Origin of the sequence: Photobacterium kishitanii, assembly GCF_003026355.1 — a bacterium.
GTDB lineage: Bacteria > Pseudomonadota > Gammaproteobacteria > Enterobacterales > Vibrionaceae > Photobacterium > Photobacterium kishitanii.
In genome coordinates this window covers 18,301-42,495 of the sequence record NZ_PYON01000021.1, presented here as the reverse complement: position 1 = coordinate 42,495, position 24,195 = coordinate 18,301, and the positions used below count along the sequence as shown (strand labels likewise).

Genomic DNA, 24,195 nt, shown 5'->3' with positions numbered 1-24,195 from the left:
TTTATGCTTAGATGAAATAATGTTGCTAGCATAATCCTTCCAGTAACTATAATGTCAAGGCTATTTTTTTATACAGTAGAGTAAATAAGTGATGATGAGTATTAGTGATGTTGCAAAACAAACAGGATTAACCGCTAAAACGATCCGTTTTTACGAAAGTAAAGGGATTATAAGTGCTGCGCCTCGAGGTGCTAATGGTTATCGATATTACAATGCTGATCATATCGCAGAGTTATTATTAATTAAGCGCTCTCGAATGATTGGGTTTTCTTTAGATGAATGCCAACAATTATTAGCATTATCGACTAATCCAGATCGTCATAGTCGTGATGTTAAGCAAAAAGCGCAGCAAAAGCTGGTTGAAATAGATCATAAAATCGAGGAGTTAAAGCAAATTAAATTGACGCTAGCGGCATTGACTGAGCAGTGCCCAGGGGATAAAAGCGCACAATGTCCGATTCTCGATAGTTTAACTAAAAGAGGCTAAATAACCGTATAGATAAAGGTTATTTAGCCGTAAGTTGGTTAGTGACCACTATCTGTCATAGACAAAGTCCCATCATAAGGAATGACACGTAATTGCTTTGTTGGTGATGAGCTATAGCTAACCATAGTATTTTTATCTAATCGTTTTAGATTAAATTGATGCCAAAAACTCTCATGAGTCCAATTAAGGCTTTCAATCGCTGCATCAGTGATTTTCTTAGTGTGATCTTCAGTATCGACTACCAATACGGCTGCATTACCAAAGGCGTAAAAATAGAGTCCTTTTAATACCGTATAGCCGTTATCTTTTTTAGGATCTGGGTAGTCGATGAGCGTATATTGACCAAATTTACAGCTACCAAATTGTTCATGGCTGGAAGTTACGTATTTATAGTTAAAGTCACACCCCATGCCGTTAATAACGGGATATAGCATTAAAACTAATAATGCTATGACAAGATATTTAAATTTTTTCATACATTTTTCCAGTGGTATCAATGTAAACCGTGCCTTTACCGCTCAAGTTTTGTGGCATTTTTTGTAGATTGAGCAATTCAATGTTACCACAAATCTTTTGACTATTAACGGTAACACAAGGTGGAGACTGCCAACTGCTGGCCCATAACATAATCCAAGCAAACATCGCTGTTAAACAAACGCTGTAGCCAATTTTTGCTATAGTCGGAAATGAGCTAGTTGTTGATGCCTGCTTGGTGCTATTTGCATCAGTCCCAATACTATTGTTATCACCATGATGATCGATTGGTTGTAGCTGCTCTGTATTATGTTGTTCATTATCGACCACAATTTCAGGCTGAAATTGTTGTTGGATAAAGGTGTTATTGGCAATAGTAAAACCAGCCCCTTTAATTGTGATGATAATTTCACTCTTACTCTTAAACGCTTTACGTAAGTTAGCAATGGCAACGTTTAATGAGTTGGGTACAACAACTTTGTCTGGCCAACCGATTTCAAGTAGTTTTTCTCGACTGATAATTTCGCCGCTGTTATCAATTAAAAATTGGAGGATCTTTGTCTCGCTTGCACTGAGTTTAGTGGTTGCCTCTTGATTGGTATAAGCACTCTTTTGCGGCTCAAAAACATCCTTACCGTATTTATATATGATCATGGCGTTAACTACCTATCTTAGTATCTGTTTTTCGCAGTACACTCTTAAAGACGACTGCTTTTTTTTTATTGTTATTGCTTTCAATATCAAAGCGCGTGGGTATTGATTGCGATATAAAATCTTTATTCCTTTAGAGGATATAAGAGGGTAACAAGGGAGTTACTTCTACTCTTCTTGCTCTAAGAAAGTCCATCACACATCTCTGATCTTTATTTTCAAAGCAAATGCTAACAAAAAAAAATATTTATGGAAGAGATGATAAAGGATAATTCTCGCCGTAAAAGGCGAGATATGATTATTTATCACATTATGTGTAGTATAAAAAGGTATGTTTTTCACATTTTTTTTTATAGCTTGGTGGTAAAATCATTATTGCATAATTCATTGTATTTAATTGAAAAACCTTTGCCATCTTAATGATTTTATCTTTTTTTATATGAATATAATCGTTAAAAAAAACTGTTTTTTTTATTTATCTAAATTTTTTCTGAAACATTTATTTTTCAGAAGCCATTTTTTTGACGCGTGTGAAAAAACACCAATTAATTGTGAACATCATTTTTTATTATTTGCCTTAATACAAACTCAGTCACAGAATGAGCGGGTTCCTGACAAAGACTGTCCTGCGATACACACTTAAAAAAATAGATAGTACGCACTTATGTGGACAGACAATTAGAAAGTTTTAAAGCATTTAACCAATGGAGTTAAACATGAAATTGAAATCTCTATCTCTAGCTGTAGTAGCAGCTTTATCTCTAGGTGTTGCTACATCTGCAATGGCTGCTGATGCACCAGCAACAACTACAAATAACACTGCACTAACTCAATCAGCAGCGACTGGTCACTGGTATGCTGGTCAAGGTCACGGCTTCTGGGTTGGTGGTGCACTAGGTATGGGCTATGTTGGTAGCGCAGATTCTCAAATGTTTGGTGGTCAAACTAATGCTCCTAGCGCTAAGCTAGATGCTGGTTACGACTTCAACCAATATGTTGGTGTGTACGGTAGCTACGACTTCATGTACAACCTAGGTAATTCAAATCTAAACCTAGCAACTGTTGGTGTTAAAGGTAATCTACCTCTTACACAGAAATTATCTGCATTTGCTAAGTTAGGTGCAACTTACATCTACGCTGATGATAAAGATGTAAACGAAAACTTATTCCACATGAAGTCTGATAGCTTCTCTGCAACTGGTGGTCTAGGTCTTTCTTACCAAATCACTAACGCGCTATCTACTCAAATTGGTGCTGATTACTACCAAAACCTACGTACTTCACACGGTCACGCTGATCTAACTCAAGCGTACTGGGGTATGACATACAAGTTTGGTCAACCAGCTACACCTGTAGTTGTTACTAACAATGTTGAAGTAGTTAAAGAAGTTGCTGTTGAAGCACAAATCCCAACACGTTCTTCTTACGTTCTTCCATACCAAAATGGTGAAACTAAGCTAAACGCTTACGGTCGTTACAACCTAGGTGAGATTGCTGCAACTATGCAAGCTAACCCAGAAGTTAACGCTCAAATTATCGGTCGTACCGATAATGTTGGTAGCCAAGCAATCAACGATAAAGTTTCTTCTGAGCGTGCAGCAAACGTTGCTAGCTTCCTAGAAGCAAACGGTATTAGCGCAACTCGCTTAACTGTTTCTCACGTTGCTAACACTAACCCAATCAAAACTGATAAAGCAGACAGCACTGACTACGTTCAGCGTTCAGTACAAATCATCCTTAAGTAATTAAGACGATTGTACAAACTGTCTAGTTTTTAACTAGTTTGAATTTAATGCCGGTGAGAGATCATCGGCATTATTTTATTCGATTGTTATCTCAATAGCCTGTTTAGGTATAACTAAAGCAATCTATCGAGATTAAGATTGAGTTATAGAGTAATGATGAAAAAGAGTAGATTCTGTTTATTAATATTATTAGCAATTTCACTAACGGGCTGTTTTTCTAACCAGCAATTGAAGAAATCAACGCAATTGGTAGGGGAATGGACATTGAAAGGCGGGGTCTACATTCCTGGCGTAACCAAACATAAACCTAAATTAAATATTAATGCTGATATGAAGGTTTCTGGTTTCACTGGCTGTAACCAATTTAAAGGCCGTCTAATTGCTGCTGATGGTAGTTTTACCTTACCTGTGGTTAGTCGTAGAATTTGTTTACCAGAGCTTGTTACTCAAGAAGAAAATATGCTGAATGTTCTACGCAGTGCGACCAGTATTGAAGTGATTAATAATACGTTGGTGGTTGATTCAGGTAATAAGTTTTTAGTATTTGAAAAAACTAATGCTCGTTAACTTTTAGTTCGAGATGATGCATATAAAAAGGCCCGTTAGCATTATGCTGACGGGCCTTTTTATGTTGTAGGGTCGATCAGTATAGTAATGAATATAACTGACGACGGTATGTCGCTGCAATTGGGTTGCCTTGACCTAATGCCGCTAAAATATCCATCATGGTTTTTTTAGCATTGCCATCGGCAAAATTAAGATCACCACGAAGAATATTTAATAAGAGTGCTAATGCTTCTTCATTGCGATTGACTTGGCTGTATTGAACCGCAAGCTCAAAGGCAACATTACTATCATTTGGCTCTGCAGCTAATTTTTGTTCTAACTGCTGAATTTCAGGAGAGTTGCCTGCTTGTTTATGCAATTCAAGCTTAGCAATCAGCCCTTTATATTTTGCATCTTGATCTTGCATTGGAATGGTTGCGAGAATTAATTCTGCTTCGTCAAATAATCCAGCGGCGACTAAACACTCAGCAATCGACAGTTCGATAATGCTATTTTTAGGAAATTTGTGTGCGAGTTGGCGTAGTAACGCCAGTGCTTGATTATAATCTTGGCTTTCTACTAACGCTAATGCATGTTGTAGCTGCAACTCTTCTGGCGTAGGTAAATGACGAGTTAGCATCTCACGTAAGCTTTGCTCTGTTTGTGGGCCAGCAGAACCATCAATTGGTTGGCCATCTTTAAATAAGGCAACAGTGGGTAAACCACGGACACCAAATTGAGAAGCAACCATTTGTTGAGTTTCACAGTTCACTGTCGCTAACGTAAATTGACCTTGATATTCACGTGCAATTTTTTCAAGAGTTGCATTTACTTCAAGGGTTTCTGGCATTGAAGGCGCCCAGAAACTGATTGCCACAGGTGCCTGCATTGATTGATCGATGATCTGCTGAAGATTCTGCTCGTTTAATTCAAGAGCGACATTTTGATACATGTGCTGATATCCGTTGGCTATTTGAAAGGCTATATCAAATATATGGGGATGAATCGAGACGAATCAAGAAAATAGCAACAAATGACATTAATTATTAAAGGTAAGCATAACCGCAAGTGTGATACAGACACAGATAATATTAATTTGGCGCAACGACATACTACACCTCAGATAAGAAAGTTTATGATGATATGAGTCTTTTGACTTAAAGCTACTGTAGCGCTTTATTGTGACACTAATGTGACGTTATTATGGTTTTTGTAGTGGAGGTGAGGTTATATCGATTTAAAGGCTATTTATTTAACTTTAAGAGCTTAAATTAGGGAGATATACCGATATTGAATTTTCAGTTGTTGTTTTTATCACCATGTCATTTGAAAATAACCGAAAAAATCAGCCATAATAAACGCTGCTATTATGGCCTATATTTGACTAATTACTCTTTATTAGTAGTTTATCTAACCACTTTGTTGGCAATATACGGCGAAGAAAACCAAAAATATGAGTTGGTTGAGTAACGTAATAACGTGCTTTTGGGTGCTTGCTGTTAATTATAGCTAACACTTGCTTAAATACAGCTTCAGGGCCTAAAGTGAACTTATTATTAGGGCTAGATGAGCCTAATCGATGTAATGTTTGTTGATAAGCGGCTTGATGGCGTGAGTGGTTAATATCAATATGTTGTTCAAATTGTTGCTTAGCATTTTGTCGAAAATGGCTTTCAATTGGCCCTGGTTCTATTAAGGCAATCTTGATTGGAGTGTGGGCAAGTTCTAATCGGAGAGTATCAGTATAACCTTCAAGGGCAAATTTACTGGCGTTATATGCCCCACGATATTTCATCGCGACTAAACCTAGTACTGAACTATTTTGAATGATTTTGCCGTGGCCTTGTTGCAGCATCAGTGGGATCACAAGTCGAGTAAGTTGATGCCAACCAAAAAAGTTAGTTTCAAATTGGGCGCGTAATGCGTCTGTTGGTAAATCCTCTAATGCTCCCGGTTGCCCGTAAGCTGCGTTGTTAAATAACATATCTAATTGGCCATTAGCCAGCACTAATGCTTGTTTTAGGCCGCGATCAATGGATTCAGAGCAGTTAAGATCAAGTTGAATACAATTGATTCCTTGATTATTTAACCGTTCAACATCACGTAGTTGGCGGCAACTGGCGATCACGTTATAACCTAGCTTATTGAGTTCGGCAGCGCAGTAATAGCCAATACCAGAACTACAGCCTGTAATTAAAATAGATTGTGTCACTGTACGCTTTCCTTGTTGAGATAGGGTTTAAGTTGTTGAGCCATAAATTGTGCAATAAGTGGTTGTGCTTCAGCTGTTGGATGAAGTCCATCTTTCATCATCAACTGAGGTTTAACAATGATATCGATAAGAAAAAAAGGCAATAGCGGTACATTAAACGATTGGCTCAGGTTAGGGTAAGTATTACTAAATAATTCGGTATAGCGTTTGCCATAGTTCGGTGGGATTTCAATTTGCATTAATAACGGCTGTGATCCCACTTTTTTAATTAAAGTGATTATTTGGCTTAAATTATTGCGTAATATTTTAGGTGCAAAGCCGCGTAAACCATCATTGGCCCCTAGTTCGATTAATACTACATCTGGCTTATATTGCGTGAGTAACTGGGGAAGACGCGCTAGACCGTTACCACTGGTATCGCCGGAGATACTGGCATTGATGACTGTAGTCGGTTGGGATTGTTGGGCTAATATTTCTGGTAGTAGTGTTGGCCAACTTTTATCCGCAGGCATTTGATAGCCAGCACTTAAGCTATCGCCTAAGACTAATAGTGTTTGACTAAATGCTGTTGAGGAAAATAACAGCATTATTAATGAAAGGATTCGTATCATGTCAATCTCCGTAATAAAAGCACATTCTGTCTCTAAACAGGTTACGACAGCCTTGTCGTCGATGACTATTCTGCAGGATGTTTCACTTGAGGTCGAGCAAGGAGAGTCAATTGCGTTAGTGGGAGTATCTGGCGCTGGTAAATCAACTCTGATGACTTTACTGGCGGGGTTAGATGTTGCGACAACGGGAGAGATTGAATTATTAGGTCATTGTCTTAATCAATTGAATGATGAGCAACGAGCACTATTACGTAGTGAATCAATTGGATTTGTATTTCAAAACTTCTTATTGCTGCCAACCTTAACCGCATTAGAAAATGTCACTTTACCGTGTTTAATTAAAAATCAGGATATTGATATTGAACGCGGTAAACAATTGTTAGCCGTGGTCGGCTTGCAAGGACGAGAAACCCATTTGCCAAGCCAATTATCCGGTGGCGAGCAACAACGGGTGGCATTAGCGCGGGCATTTATGATCAAACCTAAAATTCTGTTTGCTGATGAACCTACGGGTAATTTAGATCAACAAACTGCGGCGATGATCATTGAGTTGTTGTTTGAACTTAATCGGGACAGTGGTACTACACTGGTATTAGTGACCCATGATGATGTGTTAGCTGCACGTTGTGATCGGGTCATGCGGTTAGATAACGGCGTATTAAATAAGGAAGTAAGCAGGGAAGAACGCGATGTCTAATCTTTCAATTATGGCGACTAAAAGATCATTTATTGTACGGTGGGCGTGGCGTGAAATTAGCCAAGGTCAATTGTGGTTAGTTACTTTAGCTTTGAGCTTAATTATTGCTTGTGTGTTTGCGTTATCAGCTTTAGTTAGTCGAGTTGAAGCGATCATTGTTGATCAAGGACGATCAGCGCTGGCTGCTGATATGGTGTTAGTTTCTTCGCAGCCCGTTTATAGCTCACAGTTTAAAGCGATCCAAACCGATGCAGTACAGATGTCACAACAAACCCGTTTTGGCACCATGGCATTTAGTGATAATGGTATGCAATTAGTCAGTGTAAAAGCCATCGATTCGAGTTTTCCATTACGAGGTCAATTAACCCTTCAACCTGCAGCTAAAAAATTATTACCGCAGCATGTTAACCCAAATGAATTATGGCTGGAGGAACGGTTATTTTCATTATTAGATATTAATATTGGCGATGTGTTGATGTTAGGTGATGCGGAGCTCAAAGTAAGTGGACGTATTCGTCAAGATCCTGAGTTATCGTTTAATCCTTTTAGTCAAATGCCAACTGTTTTGATCCATCAGCAAGATATCGCAGCCGTGGGGGGAATTCAGCTCGGTAGTCGAATCAGCTATCGTTATTATTTCTCTGGTTCAGATAAGGCATTAGAGAATATTCGTCAGCGGTTCACTCTAACCCCAAGCCAACGGTGGTTAACTGAAAATGATGCAGGACGCAGTGGGGATTTTATTGAGCGTGCGCGTCAATATTTATCGCTTACCTTAGTGCTAGTGGTGTTAATGGCTGCGGCGACCTTAGTGCTTACTTGTCAACATTATGCTGTTACTCGTAAAACTGCGGTGGCAATGATGAAAAGCCTTGGTGCGACGAAAGGTTTTTTATGGCGCTGGTTGTTAACTCAAATCGGGTTGGTGTTTATGGTGGCGATAGTTATCGGTTTAACGTTAGGAGTTGGGCTAGAGTGGTTATTGCGTTACCCCTTACAAAATCTATTGCCGGAGCAGTTACCAACAATGGGATTTGCGCCATTAGGAATCAGTTTATCGGTGGCGCTGTTAATTGCATTACCTGCATTAGGGATACCGTTGTCACGGTTAGTGCAAACATCGGCGAATAATTCAATACAAGCATCAACCATCGAGTCTACATCGATTCGTTTACCGTGGTTATTACTACTTTTTCCTGTATTGGCGGCAATATTATGGATCGGCAGTAATATGTTTGTGTGGTTAACTCTAGGTGGCATCGCAGCGTTACTGGTGGTGTTAACGTTAGTGGGGGGCGCTGCTATCGTTTTATTACAAAAATTGAAATTAGGTGCCGCTTATAGCTTAGCGCTAAGCCGTGTCAATCGCAGTAAAGCTAAAACTGCGGCTCAGTTGGTAGCGTTAACTTGCTCATTGATGTTGCTTGCTGTGATTGGGCTATTACGTAATGAGTTACTCACAGATTGGAAAAATACGTTACCTGCTGATGCACCAAATGTGTTTGCGCTTAATATTGCTCCAGAGCAACAGCAAGGCTATTTAACTTATTTAGATAATGCCAAATTAATCCGCTCTGAAGCTTATCCGGTGACGCGTGGGCGGTTAGTGGCAATTAATGATAAACATTTTTACTCCTCACCAACAGCAACAGAGCAAGTCGAAACAAACAGTGAGATTAATAATGAACAAAAAGATCCAGCATTAAGGCGTGAGCTTAACTTCACTTGGGCAGATGAACTGCCAAGCCATAATGTGGTGACTGAAGGGCAATGGGGTGATAAAGCTGGCGTATCAGTGGAATCTGGAATTGCCAAACGTCTACATATTAACGTCGGCGATAAGCTAACATTTACGGTCGGCGGGTTAGAGTTTACTGCTATTGCTAACAGTATTCGTGATGTCGAATGGCGTAACATGAAGCCAAATTTTTATTTCATATTCACGCCAGATGTGTTGCAGACATTCCCTGCGACAGGGTTAGTGAGTTTCCGTGTTAGCGAGCAACAAAGCGAATTATTAAATACTTTAGCTAGCCAGTACCCAACCGTGAGTGTGCTTGATTTACGGATGATGGCAACCCGTATTCAAGGCTTATTAGCCCAAGTGAGCTGGTCGTTGACGGTGCTTGCAGGCTTAGGCGTTGTCAGTGGTTTATTGCTGATTATGACTCTATTACGACTGAGTATTTCAGATCGCCAAACGGAAATTCAGTTATACCGAACGTTAGGCGCCAGTCGAAAACGTATTGCTGCGACCTTGTGGTTTGAATACGGCATTATCGCATTACTCGCTGGTGTGATAGCTGCAGTTGGGGCTGAATTTGTGGTGGGCTTGCTGGTGGTCAAAGGTTTTGAGTTACCGTTTAGCTTGCACCCACTGATGTGGTTTGGTTTACCTATGCTTGCTATTGGGCTGGTGTATCTGGTGTCGCGGTCGCAGATTAAGAAGTTGCTGTTGCCGTTGCGGTGATTAAGTTGGTGAGACTCATTTATTTGTTTGAATTAAAAAAGATCGAATATTTTTAATAATTAGTGCTGATGTTAATAAAATAGGTAGTGATACCATTAAAATCAAAACGATAGATTCAATACTTAAAAATATAAGAGATTTAATAACGGTAGGATTGGTTAGATCTAACATAATAAACTCAAATGTTGTATTTGTTATGTATGTTATTGGTTGAAAGCAATTATGGCAAGATCTTTAGGCCTAATATTTGATGAATTTATTATAGATTTATTACTCGATAGGGCTGTTAATCAGTCCTACTTTGCTTGTACTAACATATTTAATCAATCACACAAGGTTTGTTTCAATGCTTGCTCAATGCTTGGGAAGCTAAAATGAAACCCTTCGGCCAGAAGCTTATTTGGCAATGCTCGTTGGCTATCAAGTAATAGTTGTGATGATTCCCCTAACCCTAATTTTAATACCCATGCAGGGGTACATAAAAAGTGCGGCCTTTTAAGGGTAGTCGCGAGTGTTTGGCTAAAGGCTTTATTGGTCACAGGGTTAGGTGCTGTAAAGTTAAACACCCCTTGTGCGTCAGCATGATTGAGCACAAATAAAATGCCTTTGATCATATCGTGGAGGTGGATCCAAGGAAAATATTGGTTACCTGCGCCGATTTTTCCGCCAAGCCCTAGTTGGTAAGGCAACAGCATTTTTGCTAATGCGCCACCTTGTTTTGTTAGTACTATACCAGTTCTTAGAATACATACTCGAGTTTGAGTTGATTGCGCTTGTAAGGCTATTTGCTCCCAGCGTAAACAGACTTGTTGGGAAAAATCATTATCGTTAACCGTAATCGGGGTTGTTTCATCAATCGACTTATCTTGATTATCACCATAAATGCCAACAGCAGAGCCACTGATGAAAGTGTGGGGAGGATTGGTGCCATTATTTATTTTATCAACCAGTTGTTGAGTGAGATCCCAGCGGCTATGTTGAATGATACTTTTTTGGTTATCACTCCAACGTTTGCCCATAATTGGTTCGCCAGCGAGATTAATTACCACATCAAATTGATCTAAGTTTTCGAGATTATCAAGTGAATCAATAGCATGAATATGATGACCCAAGCTTTGATAGGCGCGCGTTGGGTTACGGCTAAGTACCGTAATTGCATCGTGATTTAAATGTGGCAGTAATGCTTTGCCAATCAGTCCTGTTGCGCCTGTCACTAAGATATTCATCGAGCTACTCCCTTATGCTATTAGTCTATCATCTTAAATTAACGTGGTAGGGAAGCAAGTAAGAGTCAAAGATAATGCTCTCCTATGATTGTTACTTCACAGTATAAATGATGTGGATTAATACGATAGCATGGACAGAGATATTGTGATGCTCTATTAGGAACGAGCATGGTTTTTTGGTAAATGCTCACGTAGACTGAGCCGATATATTTATGATTTTGGCTGGGCTTAATAATGAAATTATTTTTTGCATCAGATATTCACGGCAGCTTAGCCAGCGCCGAGAAAGCAATTGCGGCTTTTGAAAAAAGTGGCGCTAAGTATCTTATTTTACTTGGTGATATTCTTAATCATGGCCCAAGAAATGCCTTACCTGAAGGTTATGATCCGATTAAAGTCGCTGAATTACTTAATCAATATGCTGCTTGCATTACAGCAGTACGAGGTAATTGCGACAGTGAAGTTGATCAAATGCTGTTGGATTTTCCGATGATGGCTGATTATAACTTGGTAATGTTAGCCGATGGACGCCGATTGTTTTTAACCCATGGCCACATTTACAATGCTGATAAGCATCCTCAGTTAATGGCGGGTGATGTGATTGTCTCGGGGCATACCCATATTCCTGTCGCTGAACTAAAAGGGGATTACTATGTGTTTAATCCTGGTTCAGTCGCGATCCCACGTAATGGTTTACCCGCGAGTTATGGTTTGCTTGATGGTAATGATTTAGCTGTTGTAAGTTTTGATGATGAAGTTTTAGCGCAGACAGTACTGAGCTAGAGTGTCACTAATAGCTAAAAAAGCGCATGCTCGATAATTCGAATATGCGCTTTTTTGTTGGTAGTCGCTATCTATCGATATGGCCTAAATCTCGCTCTGGATCAATCACATCGCGAATACTTTGTTTAAGTTGTTTCGCATCAGGAAAACCACCATCGCGTTTGCGTTCCCAAATAAGCTGACCATTACAGTGGATTTCAAATCGACCCCCTGTGTCTGGATGAAGACTAATGGTGGTAATTTCTTCGCTAAAAGTATGGAGTAATTCTTGGGTCATCCATGTTGCTCGCAGCATCCAATTACACTGACGACAATAATAAATATCAATAGTGGCTTTATTCATGATTATTCCTGCTTGAGCTAATGGCTGTTATTAAAGATCGAGTAATAATTTAAAGCCAATCACAAAGGTTAAGGCTTCAAAGCAACGTTTAATTAATTGATTACTGCGTTGATGGGCAAGATGCGCGCCGAGATAACCACCGCATAATGAACCGACTAATAACACCGGTAGCCATGGCCAGTAAATTGTTGCGCCTGCTTGGTAGATAGCTACGGCACCGATAGCATTCCAGCATAAGCCGACACTGACGAGTGTTATAGCAACCGCTTGTTTGTAGTCGCACCCAAACCAGCGCACTAAGAATAAGGTCACAAATAAACCACTGCCAGCAGTCAGTGAACCGTTGATAATACCAATGATAAATAAGGCAATTGCGCCAATGATAAACCCAATGCTATTACGGTGTTGTGGGGCTGATATTTGCCCAAGCTCTTTGCTGGTAACTGAATAAATACCAAGGCTAATGATCAGTGCGCCTAACGCGGCTTCGGCAAATTTAACTGGAATTAAAAGGATGAGGTTGGCCCCAAGTATGACGCCAAATGTACCAACGACAATCACATAAAGGGTGAGTTTCCATGCCAAGTTACCATTACGAATATGGTTAACAGTGGCACCAATGCCTAAGGCAACGCTGGCTATTTTATGGGTTGCGAGGGCAATACTAAAGGGAAGGCCGAGAAAAATAAGTAGTGGAAATTGGATTAATCCTGCGCCACCACCAGAGAGTGAGGCGAGAGTATTTGCAATTAAAGAGCCAACAAAAAGCCCTAATGTATTGAGTGCATCCATGCTATGTGGTTGTCCTTAACCATAAAGTAGACAATTAGCATAAAGGCTTAAATTGGCAGTTGCCAGCAATAAAAAACGCCCCAGCACAAAATTTTCGTGCTGGGGCGTTAGAACGGTTAAGTAAGCAATAACTTACTTAGCGTTAGCTTGTTCAGCCTGAATCGCAGTAAGTGCAACTGTGTAAACGATATCGTCTACTAGTGCGCCACGAGAAAGGTCGTTAACTGGCTTACGCATGCCTTGAAGCATTGGACCGATAGATACTAGATCTGCAGAACGTTGTACAGCTTTGTAGGTTGTGTTACCAGTGTTTAGGTCTGGGAATACAAACACAGTTGCTTTACCAGCGACTGGAGAGTTTGGTGCTTTAGAAGCAGCAACGTTTTCCATGATAGCGGCATCGTACTGTAGAGGACCGTCGATGATTAGATCTGGACGCTTCTCTTGAGCAAGTTTAGTTGCTTCACGTACTTTATCAACGTCTGCGCCTTTACCAGAAGTACCAGTAGAGTAAGAGATCATTGCTACGCGTGGTTCGATACCAAATGCTTTTGCAGAATCTGCAGATTGGATAGCGATTTCAGCAAGTTGCTCAGCTGTTGGATCTGGGTTGATCGCACAGTCACCGTAAACCAATACTTGGTCAGGTAGTAGCATGAAGAATACAGAAGATACGATAGACGCATCAGGTGCAGTCTTGATGATTTGGAATGGAGGAACGATAGTGTTCGCTGTGGTGTGAACCGCACCTGAAACAAGACCGTCAACTTCGCCATTCTCAAGCATCATTGTGCCAAGGAATACTGAATCTTGTAGTTTCTCACGTGCTACAACATCAGTCATACCTTTTGCGCCACGAAGCTCGACTAAACGAGCAACATAGTTCTCACGTACTTCATCAGAGTTGATGATAGTTACGCCAGCACCTAGAACCACACCTTGTTGCTCTGCAACACGACGGATTTGTTCTGGGTTACCTAGAAGCACACATTCAGCGATACCGCGCTCAGCACAGATAGCCGCAGCTTTAACTGTACGTGGCTCATCACCTTCAGGAAGAACGATACGCTTAGCAGCTTTACGAGCAAGTTCAGTTAACTGGTAACGGAATGCTGGTGGGCTTAAACGACGCTCACGAGTTGAACCTTCAGATAGAGACTCAATCCAGTTACCATCGATGTGGCTTGCCATGTACTCGTTAACTAGCTCTACGCGCTCTTTATCATCTGCAGGTACTTCTAGCGTGAAGCTCTGTAGATTAAGCGATGTCTGCCAAGTGTTACCTAGCGCAGTCATTACAGGTAGGCCAGTTGCGAATGCACGCTCACATAGATCCATTACTGGTTTAGGTAGATCGTAACCACCAGTCAGTAATAGTGCACCGATTTCAACGCCGTTCATTGCAGCAAGACATGCAGCAACAATAACGTCTGGACGGTCAGCTGAAGTTACTAATAATGAACCTGGACGGAAGTGCTCAACCATATTAGGGATAGAGCGTGCACAGAAAGTGATGCTCTTAATACGACGAGTTTCGATGTCACCAGCGTTGATGATTTCAGCGTTTAGGTGCTGAGCAATATCAGTTGCACGTGTAGCGATTAGCTCTGCGCTCCAAGGTGCACAACCAAGTACACGAATAGGGCTAGAGTTGAACACTTGCATGATTTCAACATTTGAAGGAACAGTGCCTTCAACATCGTCAAAGATCTCAGAAAGATCTGGACGAGTACGACCTTCAGCATCAACTGGTGCGTTTAGTTTGTTAACAATAACGCCAGAGATTTGCTTGTTCTTAATACCGCCGAAGTTAGAACATGCTACTTCGATACGCTCTTTAAGTTGTGCTGGGTTATCTGTACCAGGAGAAACAACAAATACGATTTCTGCATCTAATGTTTTAGCAATTTCGTAGTTGATCTGGTTAGCAAATGGGTGCTTACGTGTTGGTACTAGACCTTCAATAAGAGCCACTTCAGCGTTAGCTGTTGCTGCCTTGAAACGAGCAACGATATCTTCAAGTAGAACGTCAGTTTTATCGTTACGGATCAATTCTTCAGCGCTTGCCATTGAGAATGGGTCAGCCAATTCCATGGTGCTATTTGCACGAATGATCGTGGTTGTTAAATCAGGTTGATCGTCACCATGACGTGGTTGAGCGATTGGTTTGAAGAAAGAAACACGAACGCCTTTGCGCTCCATTGCACGAAGTACACCAAGACTAACACTTGTTAGACCAACACCAGCGCCAACTGGGATAAGCATAATAGTACGAGACACTATAGATTCCTCTAACTATTGAATCGATACAGCACTGTTCAATAACAATTCGACTTTAATTGCTTAAAGCAGAATAATCATAGAGCAGCACCACAGTAAAATATGACAAAATGTCATGGAGAAACGGCTGACTAAAAGGCCAGCCGTTTTATAAATCGTAAGATTAGATCTCAGCTAGAAGCGCTGTGTCTTCTGCGATTACTAATTCTTCGTTAGTTGAAACAACCATTGCAGGAATGCGGCTGTTTGCAGTAGTGATAACACCTTCGCCGCCGAAACGTGCTTTAAGGTTCGCTTCGTTGTCTACTTCGATACCGAAGATAGCTAGACGGTTAAGAACCATCTCACGGATTGGTGCAGAGTTTTCACCGATACCACCAGTGAATACGATTGCATCTAGACGGCCTTCCATTGTTGCTGCGTAGCTTGCAACATACTTAGCTAGACGGTGACAGAATACGTCCATTGCACGTGTAGCTTCTTCTTTAGTACCGTAGTTTTCTTCAACGAAACGACAGTCAGAAGTCACACCAGTAAGACCTAGTAGGCCAGACTCTTTAGTGAACATAGTGTTGATTTCAGCAACGCTCATACCTAGACGATCGTGTAGGTGGAACATAACTGCTGGATCAAGGTCACCACAACGTGTGCCCATTACTAGACCTTCAAGAGGAGTCAGACCCATAGAGATATCTACAGATTTACCGCCTTTGATTGCACATACAGATGCGCCGTTACCTAGGTGACAGTTGATGATGTTTAGTTCATCAAGAGGCTTGTCTAGAAGGATCGCTGTTTCACGAGCGATGAAACGGTGAGATGTACCGTGTGCGCCGTAACGACGGATACCGTTTTCTTTGTATAGACGGTAAGGAATTGCATATAAGAACGCTTCTTCAGGCATTGTCTGATGGAAAGCTGTGTCAAATACCGCAACGTTTTTCAGACCAGCAAAGTTGTGCTTAGCTGCTTCGATACCGATAACGTGTGCAGGGTTATGCAGTGGTGCGAAATCAGACGCATCAACGATACCTTGAAGTACAACATCATCAATAAGTGCTGATGCAGAGAACTGCTCGCCACCATGAACGATACGGTGACCGATTGCACCTAGTGCTTCTTTAAGCTCTGGCTTAGAAGCAAGAATAGTGTCAACCATGAATGCTAGAGCTTCTTCATGAGCAGCGCCGTCACCTAGTTGAGCTTCGTGCTTACCATCAAGTTTCCACTTGATACGAGCTTCAGGAAGACCTAGACATTCTGCTAGACCTGAAAGATGTTCTTCACCTGATACTGGATCAATGATTGCGAACTTAAGAGATGAACTACCGCAGTTTAGAACTAAAACCAGCTTAGACATGAGAGTGACTACCTATAATCTGTCTGAAAGTTGATATTCATTTTTGAATAAAAAAGTACCCCTAGAATAGACGAGTTTTTATTGGTCGTCTTACTAGAGGAGAAAATCACGCTCTTTCCTGAGAAATAGAATTGAGTTACCTCTAATTCTGGGTCATCCTTGACAGAGCCTAGCTTGCAGTTAAGGTCATTAACGGCAACAATTACATTTAGGCTTGCCTAGAATAACCGATTGTTACGCAATATAACAAAAAGATTTTTAGAAATTTTTAATTTGAATCAAGTTTGTTGTGTATTTTTTTTAAATGTTATAATTTTTTTTGATGAGTGGTGCATTATGGCTCAACATACAATGTGGAAACACTTTCAGAATGGTCAGCATTACATGACGACATGGCCTATGCGTAAAGAGCTAGCGGCTGTGTTCCCAGAGCAACGGTATATTAAGGCCACCCAATTTGCGACTAAAGTGATGCCCGCAGTCGCTGCGATCAGTATTCTGACTCAAATGGCATTTCATAATTATGATGCGATGCCGCAAGCGATTGCGATTGCGTTACTGGCAATATCGATGCCACTGCAAGGCTTGTGGTGGTTAGGTAAGCGTAGCCAAACGACGTTGCCGCCATCATTAGCAAAGTGGTATAGCGAAATTTATCAAAAGATAGTCAGTGAAGGCCATGCGATGCAGCCTAAGAAATCTCAGCCGCGCTATCAAGAATTAGCTGATGTATTAAATCGCGCATTTAAGCAATTAGATAGACATGCATTAGATCGTTGGTTTTAGGTGGTTAATGGTATTTTTGAGGTAATAAAAAAGAGTCGATAATACGACTCTTTTTTGTTTGGTTCTTATAGCACATTAAACAATGGCTAATGAGCGATTATTCTTCGTCGAAATCAAAATCTGGACGTGATGCACGTGTTGCAGGCTTTGCCAGGATCTCTAAGTATAATGATGGTAGTTCTAGCTTTTCAGCTTCATCAATGTACTTGTTGATTTCTTTTACGTGAATAACTTTTGCTTCTTGCTCGGTATGACCAAACTTGCAATCAAAATCCCAAAAATCAGTACCAGCAGGTAGTGTTTTGTTACGCTCACGACGAATGTATTTCTTCACATCGTGTTTAATTGATTCCACAACACGAGCAGCCGCTTTTTTGGGATGAGTTAAAGCAAATGTTTTTTTCATTGTTTTCCTAATTAATTTGGCTCAAAGAAAAGAGCTCTGTATTTATTTTACTGCAAATTGTCGTGGGTAGCGATGGGGTAAGGCTGAAATTGATGCGATAAAAAAATATTCAGTTATCAGACTCTTTTTTGCAACTAATTATAGCAACTGCGGTCTTATCTATATCTGGGTAGTAAAAAAGCGTTATAGCATAGCAGTAACGTTATTCTTTATCGGTATTGAAAGGGCTGTTTCCTCAATATTAGGTAGCTATTCAGGCAATAAACAGGTTGTTGAGGTATAATTACTTGGCAACTAGAGGTATAGCTGTTATCTCTCTAAGAACCCCAACTGCTTGGCCGCCGATGGGGTTCTCCTCTTTCTAGCGTTAGTAATTTGCGAATTATTGCGTTATTTGTAACATTTCAAATCACTATTTCTTTGTCCCATGGCCTTCATTGCCGCCATCATCTTATCTTTTTGTACATACCGTTGTGGCAGTGGTTGCATCTTTACGGTGAAATCTTGCGCGCCAGCGTGTAATGATACTTGATCTGAAATTGGAGTTACCATCATCACTTTCAGCTTGGGGTTACGGGCTGTGATGCGTGACGCTGTACCGAGTCCTTCCGTAGTATGAAACCGTCCAGCAACGTGGATGATTTTTTGCTGAGGATGTTGTTTTAAATAGTCGACCATTGTTTCTGCCATGGTGTCATCCCAAGTCGTTTGAGCTGCAAACTGACGTTTTGTTTGTGCTTCATTGCCATGGTGCATCGAGTCAATAAATGTTTGCTGATAATTGTCAGGGGTTAATGTTAATGAACGTGCAACCCATAACCGCTCATTAGTCGGTAGCTTATCAAGATAATCCGCTCCTTGACGACCAACACAACGCACAATCGATTTCGGTGCATTGGCGGCGAGCACATCTAAGTGATTGCGTTTAGCAAATTCTACTAATGGGCGATAATCACTGTCGTAATTTGGCCATGCATTTGCTTCTTTGACTAAGGTTTTTTCACCAATTTCGCCAGCTAAGTAGCGATTAACGACGGTTTGTTTATCGCGGGTAAATTGTTCCATCGATAACGTTAAATGTGGGTTTTGTTGGTAAAGTGCCGCCATTAATTGAGCTTGTAAAAGGTGGGCAGCAGGGTGGCTATGCCATTCACCGACTAAAACAATATCGGCTTGTTGTAAGGCTTGTGCTAATTGGGAAATAGAAAGAGGTTCGCCTTGAGGAGTAGCGATGGTGTAATCATACATTGTTGCTATGGGGCTAGTGGTTGGTGAGGGAATGTTTGCTTGTGGTGGAGATGCACAACCAACTAATAAGCTTGCTAGACCAACATAAATCAATGACTTCATTATTATTATACCGAAAAGAATAAACGATAAATAATAAATGTAACGAGATTGATTATCAATAGTAAATGATAATCAATCTTATCTGTGTTGTGGGGTAATTTGTTTTAAAATAACTTACTGACGGCGATAGACACGAATAGCAAAATCAGCTTCACAGTCAAAATTTTGAGTTTGAGCTAGTTGTTGCCAAACTTGATCTGAGGTTTTCCATGCAAAAGGAGTCATTTGCATTAATGCAGTTGCTTCTTCACCACTTAATGTCATGTCATAGTGCAGCTGTTCATCAATCACTAATTCAAAACCATCAATATTTTCTACTGGAACATCATGTAAGTTGACACCATCATAGATCAATTCTTTAAGCTGATATAAATGACGTGGGGCAGGTGTTACCGCAACTAAGATGCCACCGGATTTTATCGCACGATATAATTCTTCACCTTTACAGGGTGCATAAATACGAACGACACCATCAAAAAAATGATCAGCAAACGGTAAGCGGTGACTCGATGCGACACAGAAATCACAATCATGGTAGCGTTTAGCTGCATACTTAACGGCAACTTTTGAAATATCTAAACCGTGGACAGTGATCTCTGGAAATTGCTGACGTAATTGCACAAACTCTGAAGTGTAATACCCTTCACCACAACCGATATCAAGTAGTTGAGTTGCATCCTGAGGTAAGTGCTGACGTAACTGTGCCATAACCGCATCACGCAATGGCTGGTAATGGTCAGTATTAAGAAACAAGCGTCGCGCTTGCATCATTTCTTTATTATCACCTGGATTTTTCGAACTTTTATGATGGGCTGGCATCAGGTTTACATAGCCTTCTTTGGCCTGATCAAACTGGTGATTATTACTACAGCGATATGATGTGCTGTTAGCGTCCATAGTAAGTGGCAGGTGACATAAAGGGCATTGATAAGACATGTAATAGACCAAAGCTGAAAAACAGCCGTAGAGTGTAATGGTTATTAGCGGTTGCCGCTAACAGATTTTGAGGATAAATAAAATCAAGCCCTCATCACTGAAGGCTTGCGGTGTTGTATGTTATTGGCTCGTAGTGCGCACTTTATATTCAGCCTTGTCGAGTCCGTGTTTTTTCATTCTCAAATACAGCTTTTTGCGCGGTATCTGTAAGTATGATGACACTTCATTGATGCGACCAGAAAACAAATATAATGCATCTTCAATTACTTGTTTTTCATAGCCATCAACCAGATCATCGAGTGGGCTACTCATTTGATCTAAAGGTTTAGATCGCTCTTGCCCTGCTAGCTTGACGATGCCGATGGCATACAATTCAGCAACGTTTTTAAGCTCTAATACATTTCCTGGCCATTCATAACGGTTCAAAATAGCGAGGTAAGCTTTATCAATCGCGGGGATTGCTTTATTGAGCTTTTTACAACTTTGCTTTATGTAGTGTTTAAATATCAACGTGATATCACTACTACGCTGACGCAATGTTGGTAAATTAAACCGCACTTGACTTAAAAAGTAGAATAGCTCTGGTAAAAATTGTTCGGTTTCAACAGATTCAGTCGGGTCGCCATCAAATAAAGCGATCACACGTACTTCCTTTTTACCTTGGCGCTCTTGTTCAAGTAAAAAACGACATAACCATTGTTGGGTTTCAATCGGCATGTGGTGTGGGTTACATAAACATAAACATCCACTACGAGCTGAAATCATGCTGCGTTGTAAATCTGGGGTACGGGTAATATTCGCCGCATTGACTTCAACAAAAGGACCATTACTTAATTGGCTATTTTGATGAAGTAATTTCGCTACAGTATGCCGACCGGTACCACTTTCACCTTCAATTAAAACATCTTTGGTTGTTAGAGCGATGGTTTTTAATTGGTCACGAATTTTAATAATTAATGGGCTTTCTCCCAATAATACTTCCGCAGTGGTGGTGTGTAATGTGTTGCGTTGCTCAATGATTTGTCGACGTTGAGGTAAGTATTTCTCAAGTAGCGTAATCAGTTCTTTTGGCTGTAATGGCTTTTGCAAAAAGTCGACGGCACCTTTTTTAAGCGCTCCAACAGCCATTGGAATATCACCATGACCAGTAATAATAATTACTGGCAGCTCATGATCAAACTGTTGGATTTTAGCCAATAGTTCCATACCATCTAAACCTGGCATGTACATATCAGAGACAATAACGCCAGGCCAATTACGTTTTAGCATTCCCAATACTAAGGTTGAATCAGTTACGGCTTTTGCTTTAAATCCAGCTATTTCAAGTAGTTCTTGATAGGCTTCGACAACATCATGATCGTCATCCACAATCAGTACTTCAATATCATCACTTATCATATTTATTTAACTCCAGTACGACCATTGCTCCACCTGATAAGCTAGAGGCAAGGAAGATTTCACCCTTTAGTCGCGTCATAATTGAACCACAAATACTTAACCCAAGGCCTAACCCAACGTCTTTAGTGGTGGTAAAGGGAATGAATAATTTTTCTATGATGCTGGCATCAAAACCATCACCACTATCATAGACAGCCAAACGGATTTTATCCGATGGACTATCTAGTTGAATAATTTCTATTTTACGTTGTTCACAATGAGCAACAGCATCACAACTATTGACCAATAAGTTTACCAAAATCTGTTCTAACTGAACTTGATCGGCAAGTGCATACAGTGACTGGTCAATTGTGTTTACCATTGTTATTTTTTGAACTTTGGCACGACTTTCAACCAATGTTAATGCTTGTTTGATTGAATCTTGAATATCAACTTTGCTTAATGGCTTGGTTGCTGATTGTTTTTTAGCAAAGTTTCTAAAGCTTATGATTAGTTTACTCATTCGAGTAACAAGATCGTCAATTTTTGTCAGATTTTCGGGTAGATTTTCGTATTTTTTGTGATCAAGTGCAAGTTTGGCGCTGAAGATCCGCGTAGAAATCGCAGATAAAGGTTGATTAAGTTCGTGTGCGAGTGATGTCATAGTCTGACCAACAACCGCCATTTTCGCAGCTTGAATTAATTCATCTTGAGTTTCGATCAAATCACCTTCAATCCGTTTACGATCTTCTATTTCATCCCGCAACTGCTGATTTCTAATCGTTAATGATTGCGTTTTTTCAGCAACGGTATTTTCTAACCAGCGTGCAGTATTTTCTTGCTCGGTAATATCCGTCATAGTAATAATAACTTTGCCATCATTACCTTGAGTAAAAGTACGAAAATCGAGCCGTAAATATAAACTTTGATTGTGTTTAGTGACTAATTTTACTGTCATATTGTATGCGCCATTGATCATTAATGGCCCATTGATAGTGAACAAATGCTTTAATTTTGTTATGACTGAATTATTAAATAAATCCCAAACTTGATGCTTTTTGGTGACATTACAGAAGTTTAATTGCGTTAATGCTTGAGGATTAACAGACTCCACGGCGCCATTGAGATCACAAGTAATAATGCTGGCTTGAGTATTATTGATTAGATTCAGTGCATTTGAATTTTGAATTTCTTGCATTTGTTGACAAAAATAGCGCAAATTGTCACCTAAAATACCAATCTCATCAATACCTGTTGTTTGTATATGAGCATTAAGATCGCCACTTGCAATAGCTTGTAAATCTTTACCAAGTAGATTTAAGCGTTTGACCACACCACGCCCGACAACATAAATCGATAAAATAATACTAAGGATAATGGTAATAAAGACCACTCCAAATAAAACTAAATTACTGATCCAAATTGAGTGTCGTGTTTCACCATTGAGTTTAGCTAAGGCATTATCGGCATGATTAACTAAGGTTTGAATTATATTTTCTTGTTGTGTTAGTTGATTCCGAATATTACTCTGTGCTTTATTGATATTTATATTATTTATATTGTCTTGGATTAATAATTTTTGAAGCTTACCATTAGGAATAACTAAGTGAGTAAATTCTTGCTGTAATTGACGGTAGGTAATTGTCGATGGGTAATTATTTAGTTGCTTACTAATTTTATTGAGTTGGACTATTTTCTGACCAATAGCATCAAAGGCTGTATTAATATCACTGTGTTGGCGATGTTGAATAATATCTTCAATAAGTTGATGTAATTCATTTTCATTAACCGTAATTGCTTGAATAACCGAAAATTCAGTCATGACATTTTTGATATTAGTATCGTGCTTAAGCGGTGATTGCTGAGGATTATTCAGTAGTCTCACCATTTGCCATTCAATCTCTAGTCGCAACGGTTGTAACTCATCAATTAAATCTTGATGAAGCCACTTAATCGTATTTTCTGTTTGTTTAAGGGCAAATTGATGCGTATTTCGTTGTTGTAATAAGGCGATATAACTATCAATGTTTGCTACTAATAACTTTTGACCTGATTTTATTTTGGGGTAGTAGTATAAACTCGATATATTATCTATTGATTGATGAATATCCGTTAAAATAGAAGCAATATTTTTCTTAATGGCTTTGTGTTTTAGCGGGTTAATATTTATATCTAATGCGGTTAGCGCTGCTTGTAATTCTGCAGTACTTCGCTCTAAGCGATAGCTAGCACGTAAGGTTGGCATATTGTCATTGGCAATCGTCCCTATTTGCTGGCTAAGTTTCTGCCATGTTAATGCCGCAATAACACTGACACTGATAGTTAAAAATGCCATTAAGATAATGGCTGAGGTCAGACGATTACCGATAGTATTATTTTTTACGCAACGAAACATTGTTATTTTTCATTCCATTTATAATGGCATTTGCTAATAAAGAGTGACGCTATTTGGTCGCTAATTAAGAGCGAAGAAGTGAAATGATTATACGTAGTGATTGAAGTGATCACTAACGGTTTTTATAACAAAATAAAGGCTATATATTAGCGCGCGGTTGTTAAGTTACTATAACGTAACTTAATGGTTGCGATTTTGGCGTTTGTTTTTATTCGATGAGAATAAGAGTAATGAAATAAAACCGAGTATATTCACTCGGTTTTATTGC

22 protein-coding genes are annotated in these 24,195 nt (G+C 39.8%); 7 read left to right on the top strand and 15 right to left on the bottom strand.

Annotated features, from left to right (window positions below; all coding sequences use genetic code 11):
- Positions 1–94 precede the first annotated feature (94 nt).
- Positions 95–487 (top strand): Cu(I)-responsive transcriptional regulator, encoded by a 393-nt coding sequence (cueR, locus tag C0W29_RS18260; RefSeq protein WP_036793537.1) that lies wholly within the window; start codon positions 95–97, stop codon positions 485–487.
- A 38-nt stretch (positions 488–525) separates the two neighbouring features.
- Here cueR and C0W29_RS18255 read toward each other — a convergent pair whose 3' ends face one another.
- Complete coding sequence (locus C0W29_RS18255) at positions 526–963, bottom strand: hypothetical protein (RefSeq protein ID WP_045043868.1); 438 nt, start codon at positions 961–963, stop codon at positions 526–528.
- The gene (locus tag C0W29_RS18250) at positions 950–1,615 is read right to left on the bottom strand and encodes a winged helix-turn-helix domain-containing protein (RefSeq protein WP_045045688.1); all 666 of its coding nucleotides are present in this window, start codon (positions 1,613–1,615) and stop codon (positions 950–952) included. Before C0W29_RS18250 ends, C0W29_RS18255 begins: the two co-directional genes overlap by 14 nt.
- A 713-nt stretch (positions 1,616–2,328) precedes the next feature.
- On the opposite strand from C0W29_RS18250, the gene C0W29_RS18245 reads away from it, so the two are divergent.
- Together C0W29_RS18245 and C0W29_RS18240 are read left to right on the top strand one after the other, a co-directional pair.
- On the top strand, positions 2,329–3,357 hold the full coding sequence (locus C0W29_RS18245) for an OmpA family protein (RefSeq protein WP_045043866.1): 1,029 nt from the start codon (positions 2,329–2,331) through the stop codon (positions 3,355–3,357).
- 156 nt (positions 3,358–3,513) lie between these two features.
- The gene (locus C0W29_RS18240) at positions 3,514–3,924 is read left to right on the top strand and encodes an META domain-containing protein (RefSeq protein ID WP_036793543.1); all 411 of its coding nucleotides are present in this window, start codon (positions 3,514–3,516) and stop codon (positions 3,922–3,924) included.
- A gap of 76 nt (positions 3,925–4,000) precedes the next feature.
- Here C0W29_RS18240 and C0W29_RS18235 read toward each other — a convergent pair whose 3' ends face one another.
- The 3 genes from C0W29_RS18235 to tesA form a co-directional block, all read right to left on the bottom strand.
- Entirely contained in the window at positions 4,001–4,855 is an 855-nt protein-coding gene (locus C0W29_RS18235) for a co-chaperone YbbN (RefSeq protein ID WP_045043865.1), read from the bottom strand.
- A 432-nt stretch (positions 4,856–5,287) separates the two neighbouring features.
- Entirely contained in the window at positions 5,288–6,115 is an 828-nt protein-coding gene (locus C0W29_RS18230; protein WP_045045687.1) for an SDR family oxidoreductase, read from the bottom strand.
- A complete protein-coding gene (tesA, locus tag C0W29_RS18225) occupies positions 6,112–6,726 on the bottom strand; it encodes a multifunctional acyl-CoA thioesterase I/protease I/lysophospholipase L1 (protein WP_036793549.1) in 615 nt (204 codons plus the stop codon). The genes C0W29_RS18230 and tesA overlap by 4 nt, the downstream gene beginning before the upstream one ends.
- Between tesA and C0W29_RS18220 the strand changes: the two genes are divergently transcribed.
- Positions 6,725–7,423 (top strand): ABC transporter ATP-binding protein, encoded by a 699-nt coding sequence (locus tag C0W29_RS18220; protein ID WP_045045686.1) that lies wholly within the window; start codon positions 6,725–6,727, stop codon positions 7,421–7,423. The genes tesA and C0W29_RS18220 overlap by 2 nt on opposite strands.
- On the top strand, positions 7,416–9,893 hold the full coding sequence (locus C0W29_RS18215; protein ID WP_045045685.1) for an ABC transporter permease: 2,478 nt from the start codon (positions 7,416–7,418) through the stop codon (positions 9,891–9,893). Before C0W29_RS18220 ends, C0W29_RS18215 begins: the two co-directional genes overlap by 8 nt.
- 323 nt (positions 9,894–10,216) lie before the next feature.
- Here C0W29_RS18215 and C0W29_RS18210 read toward each other — a convergent pair whose 3' ends face one another.
- The gene (locus tag C0W29_RS18210; RefSeq protein ID WP_036793553.1) at positions 10,217–11,119 is read right to left on the bottom strand and encodes a TIGR01777 family oxidoreductase; all 903 of its coding nucleotides are present in this window, start codon (positions 11,117–11,119) and stop codon (positions 10,217–10,219) included.
- A gap of 234 nt (positions 11,120–11,353) precedes the next feature.
- Between C0W29_RS18210 and yfcE the strand changes: the two genes are divergently transcribed.
- Positions 11,354–11,902 carry a phosphodiesterase gene (gene yfcE / locus C0W29_RS18205; RefSeq protein ID WP_045045684.1) on the top strand — a complete coding sequence of 183 codons (549 nt, stop codon included), beginning with the start codon at positions 11,354–11,356 and terminating at the stop codon, positions 11,900–11,902.
- A gap of 67 nt (positions 11,903–11,969) precedes the next feature.
- Here yfcE and C0W29_RS18200 read toward each other — a convergent pair whose 3' ends face one another.
- From C0W29_RS18200 to C0W29_RS18185, 4 genes are all read right to left on the bottom strand, one after another.
- Entirely contained in the window at positions 11,970–12,245 is a 276-nt protein-coding gene (locus C0W29_RS18200; protein WP_045045683.1) for an Rdx family protein, read from the bottom strand.
- 30 nt (positions 12,246–12,275) lie between these two features.
- The gene (locus tag C0W29_RS18195; RefSeq protein ID WP_045045682.1) at positions 12,276–13,037 is read right to left on the bottom strand and encodes a sulfite exporter TauE/SafE family protein; all 762 of its coding nucleotides are present in this window, start codon (positions 13,035–13,037) and stop codon (positions 12,276–12,278) included.
- Between the two features lie 132 nt (positions 13,038–13,169).
- Positions 13,170–15,302 carry a phosphate acetyltransferase gene (gene pta, locus C0W29_RS18190; protein ID WP_036796255.1) on the bottom strand — a complete coding sequence of 711 codons (2,133 nt, stop codon included), beginning with the start codon at positions 15,300–15,302 and terminating at the stop codon, positions 13,170–13,172.
- A 178-nt stretch (positions 15,303–15,480) separates the two neighbouring features.
- Entirely contained in the window at positions 15,481–16,677 is a 1,197-nt protein-coding gene (locus C0W29_RS18185; RefSeq protein WP_036793561.1) for an acetate kinase, read from the bottom strand.
- 336 nt (positions 16,678–17,013) lie between these two features.
- Between C0W29_RS18185 and yfbV the strand changes: the two genes are divergently transcribed.
- A complete protein-coding gene (gene yfbV / locus C0W29_RS18180; RefSeq protein WP_036793563.1) occupies positions 17,014–17,463 on the top strand; it encodes a terminus macrodomain insulation protein YfbV in 450 nt (149 codons plus the stop codon).
- A 97-nt stretch (positions 17,464–17,560) separates the two neighbouring features.
- Here yfbV and C0W29_RS18175 read toward each other — a convergent pair whose 3' ends face one another.
- From C0W29_RS18175 to C0W29_RS18155, 5 genes are all read right to left on the bottom strand, one after another.
- A complete protein-coding gene (locus C0W29_RS18175; RefSeq protein WP_036793565.1) occupies positions 17,561–17,869 on the bottom strand; it encodes a DUF6172 family protein in 309 nt (102 codons plus the stop codon).
- Positions 17,870–18,259: 390 nt separating this feature from the next.
- Complete coding sequence (locus tag C0W29_RS18170; protein ID WP_045045681.1) at positions 18,260–19,219, bottom strand: ChaN family lipoprotein; 960 nt, start codon at positions 19,217–19,219, stop codon at positions 18,260–18,262.
- A 114-nt stretch (positions 19,220–19,333) separates the two neighbouring features.
- On the bottom strand, positions 19,334–20,155 hold the full coding sequence (rlmA, locus tag C0W29_RS18165; RefSeq protein WP_045043856.1) for a 23S rRNA (guanine(745)-N(1))-methyltransferase: 822 nt from the start codon (positions 20,153–20,155) through the stop codon (positions 19,334–19,336).
- Between the two features lie 120 nt (positions 20,156–20,275).
- A complete protein-coding gene (locus tag C0W29_RS18160) occupies positions 20,276–21,553 on the bottom strand; it encodes a sigma-54-dependent transcriptional regulator (protein ID WP_045045680.1) in 1,278 nt (425 codons plus the stop codon).
- Positions 21,543–23,927 (bottom strand): ATP-binding protein, encoded by a 2,385-nt coding sequence (locus C0W29_RS18155; RefSeq protein ID WP_045045679.1) that lies wholly within the window; start codon positions 23,925–23,927, stop codon positions 21,543–21,545. Before C0W29_RS18155 ends, C0W29_RS18160 begins: the two co-directional genes overlap by 11 nt.
- Between the last annotated feature and the right edge of the window lie 268 nt (positions 23,928–24,195).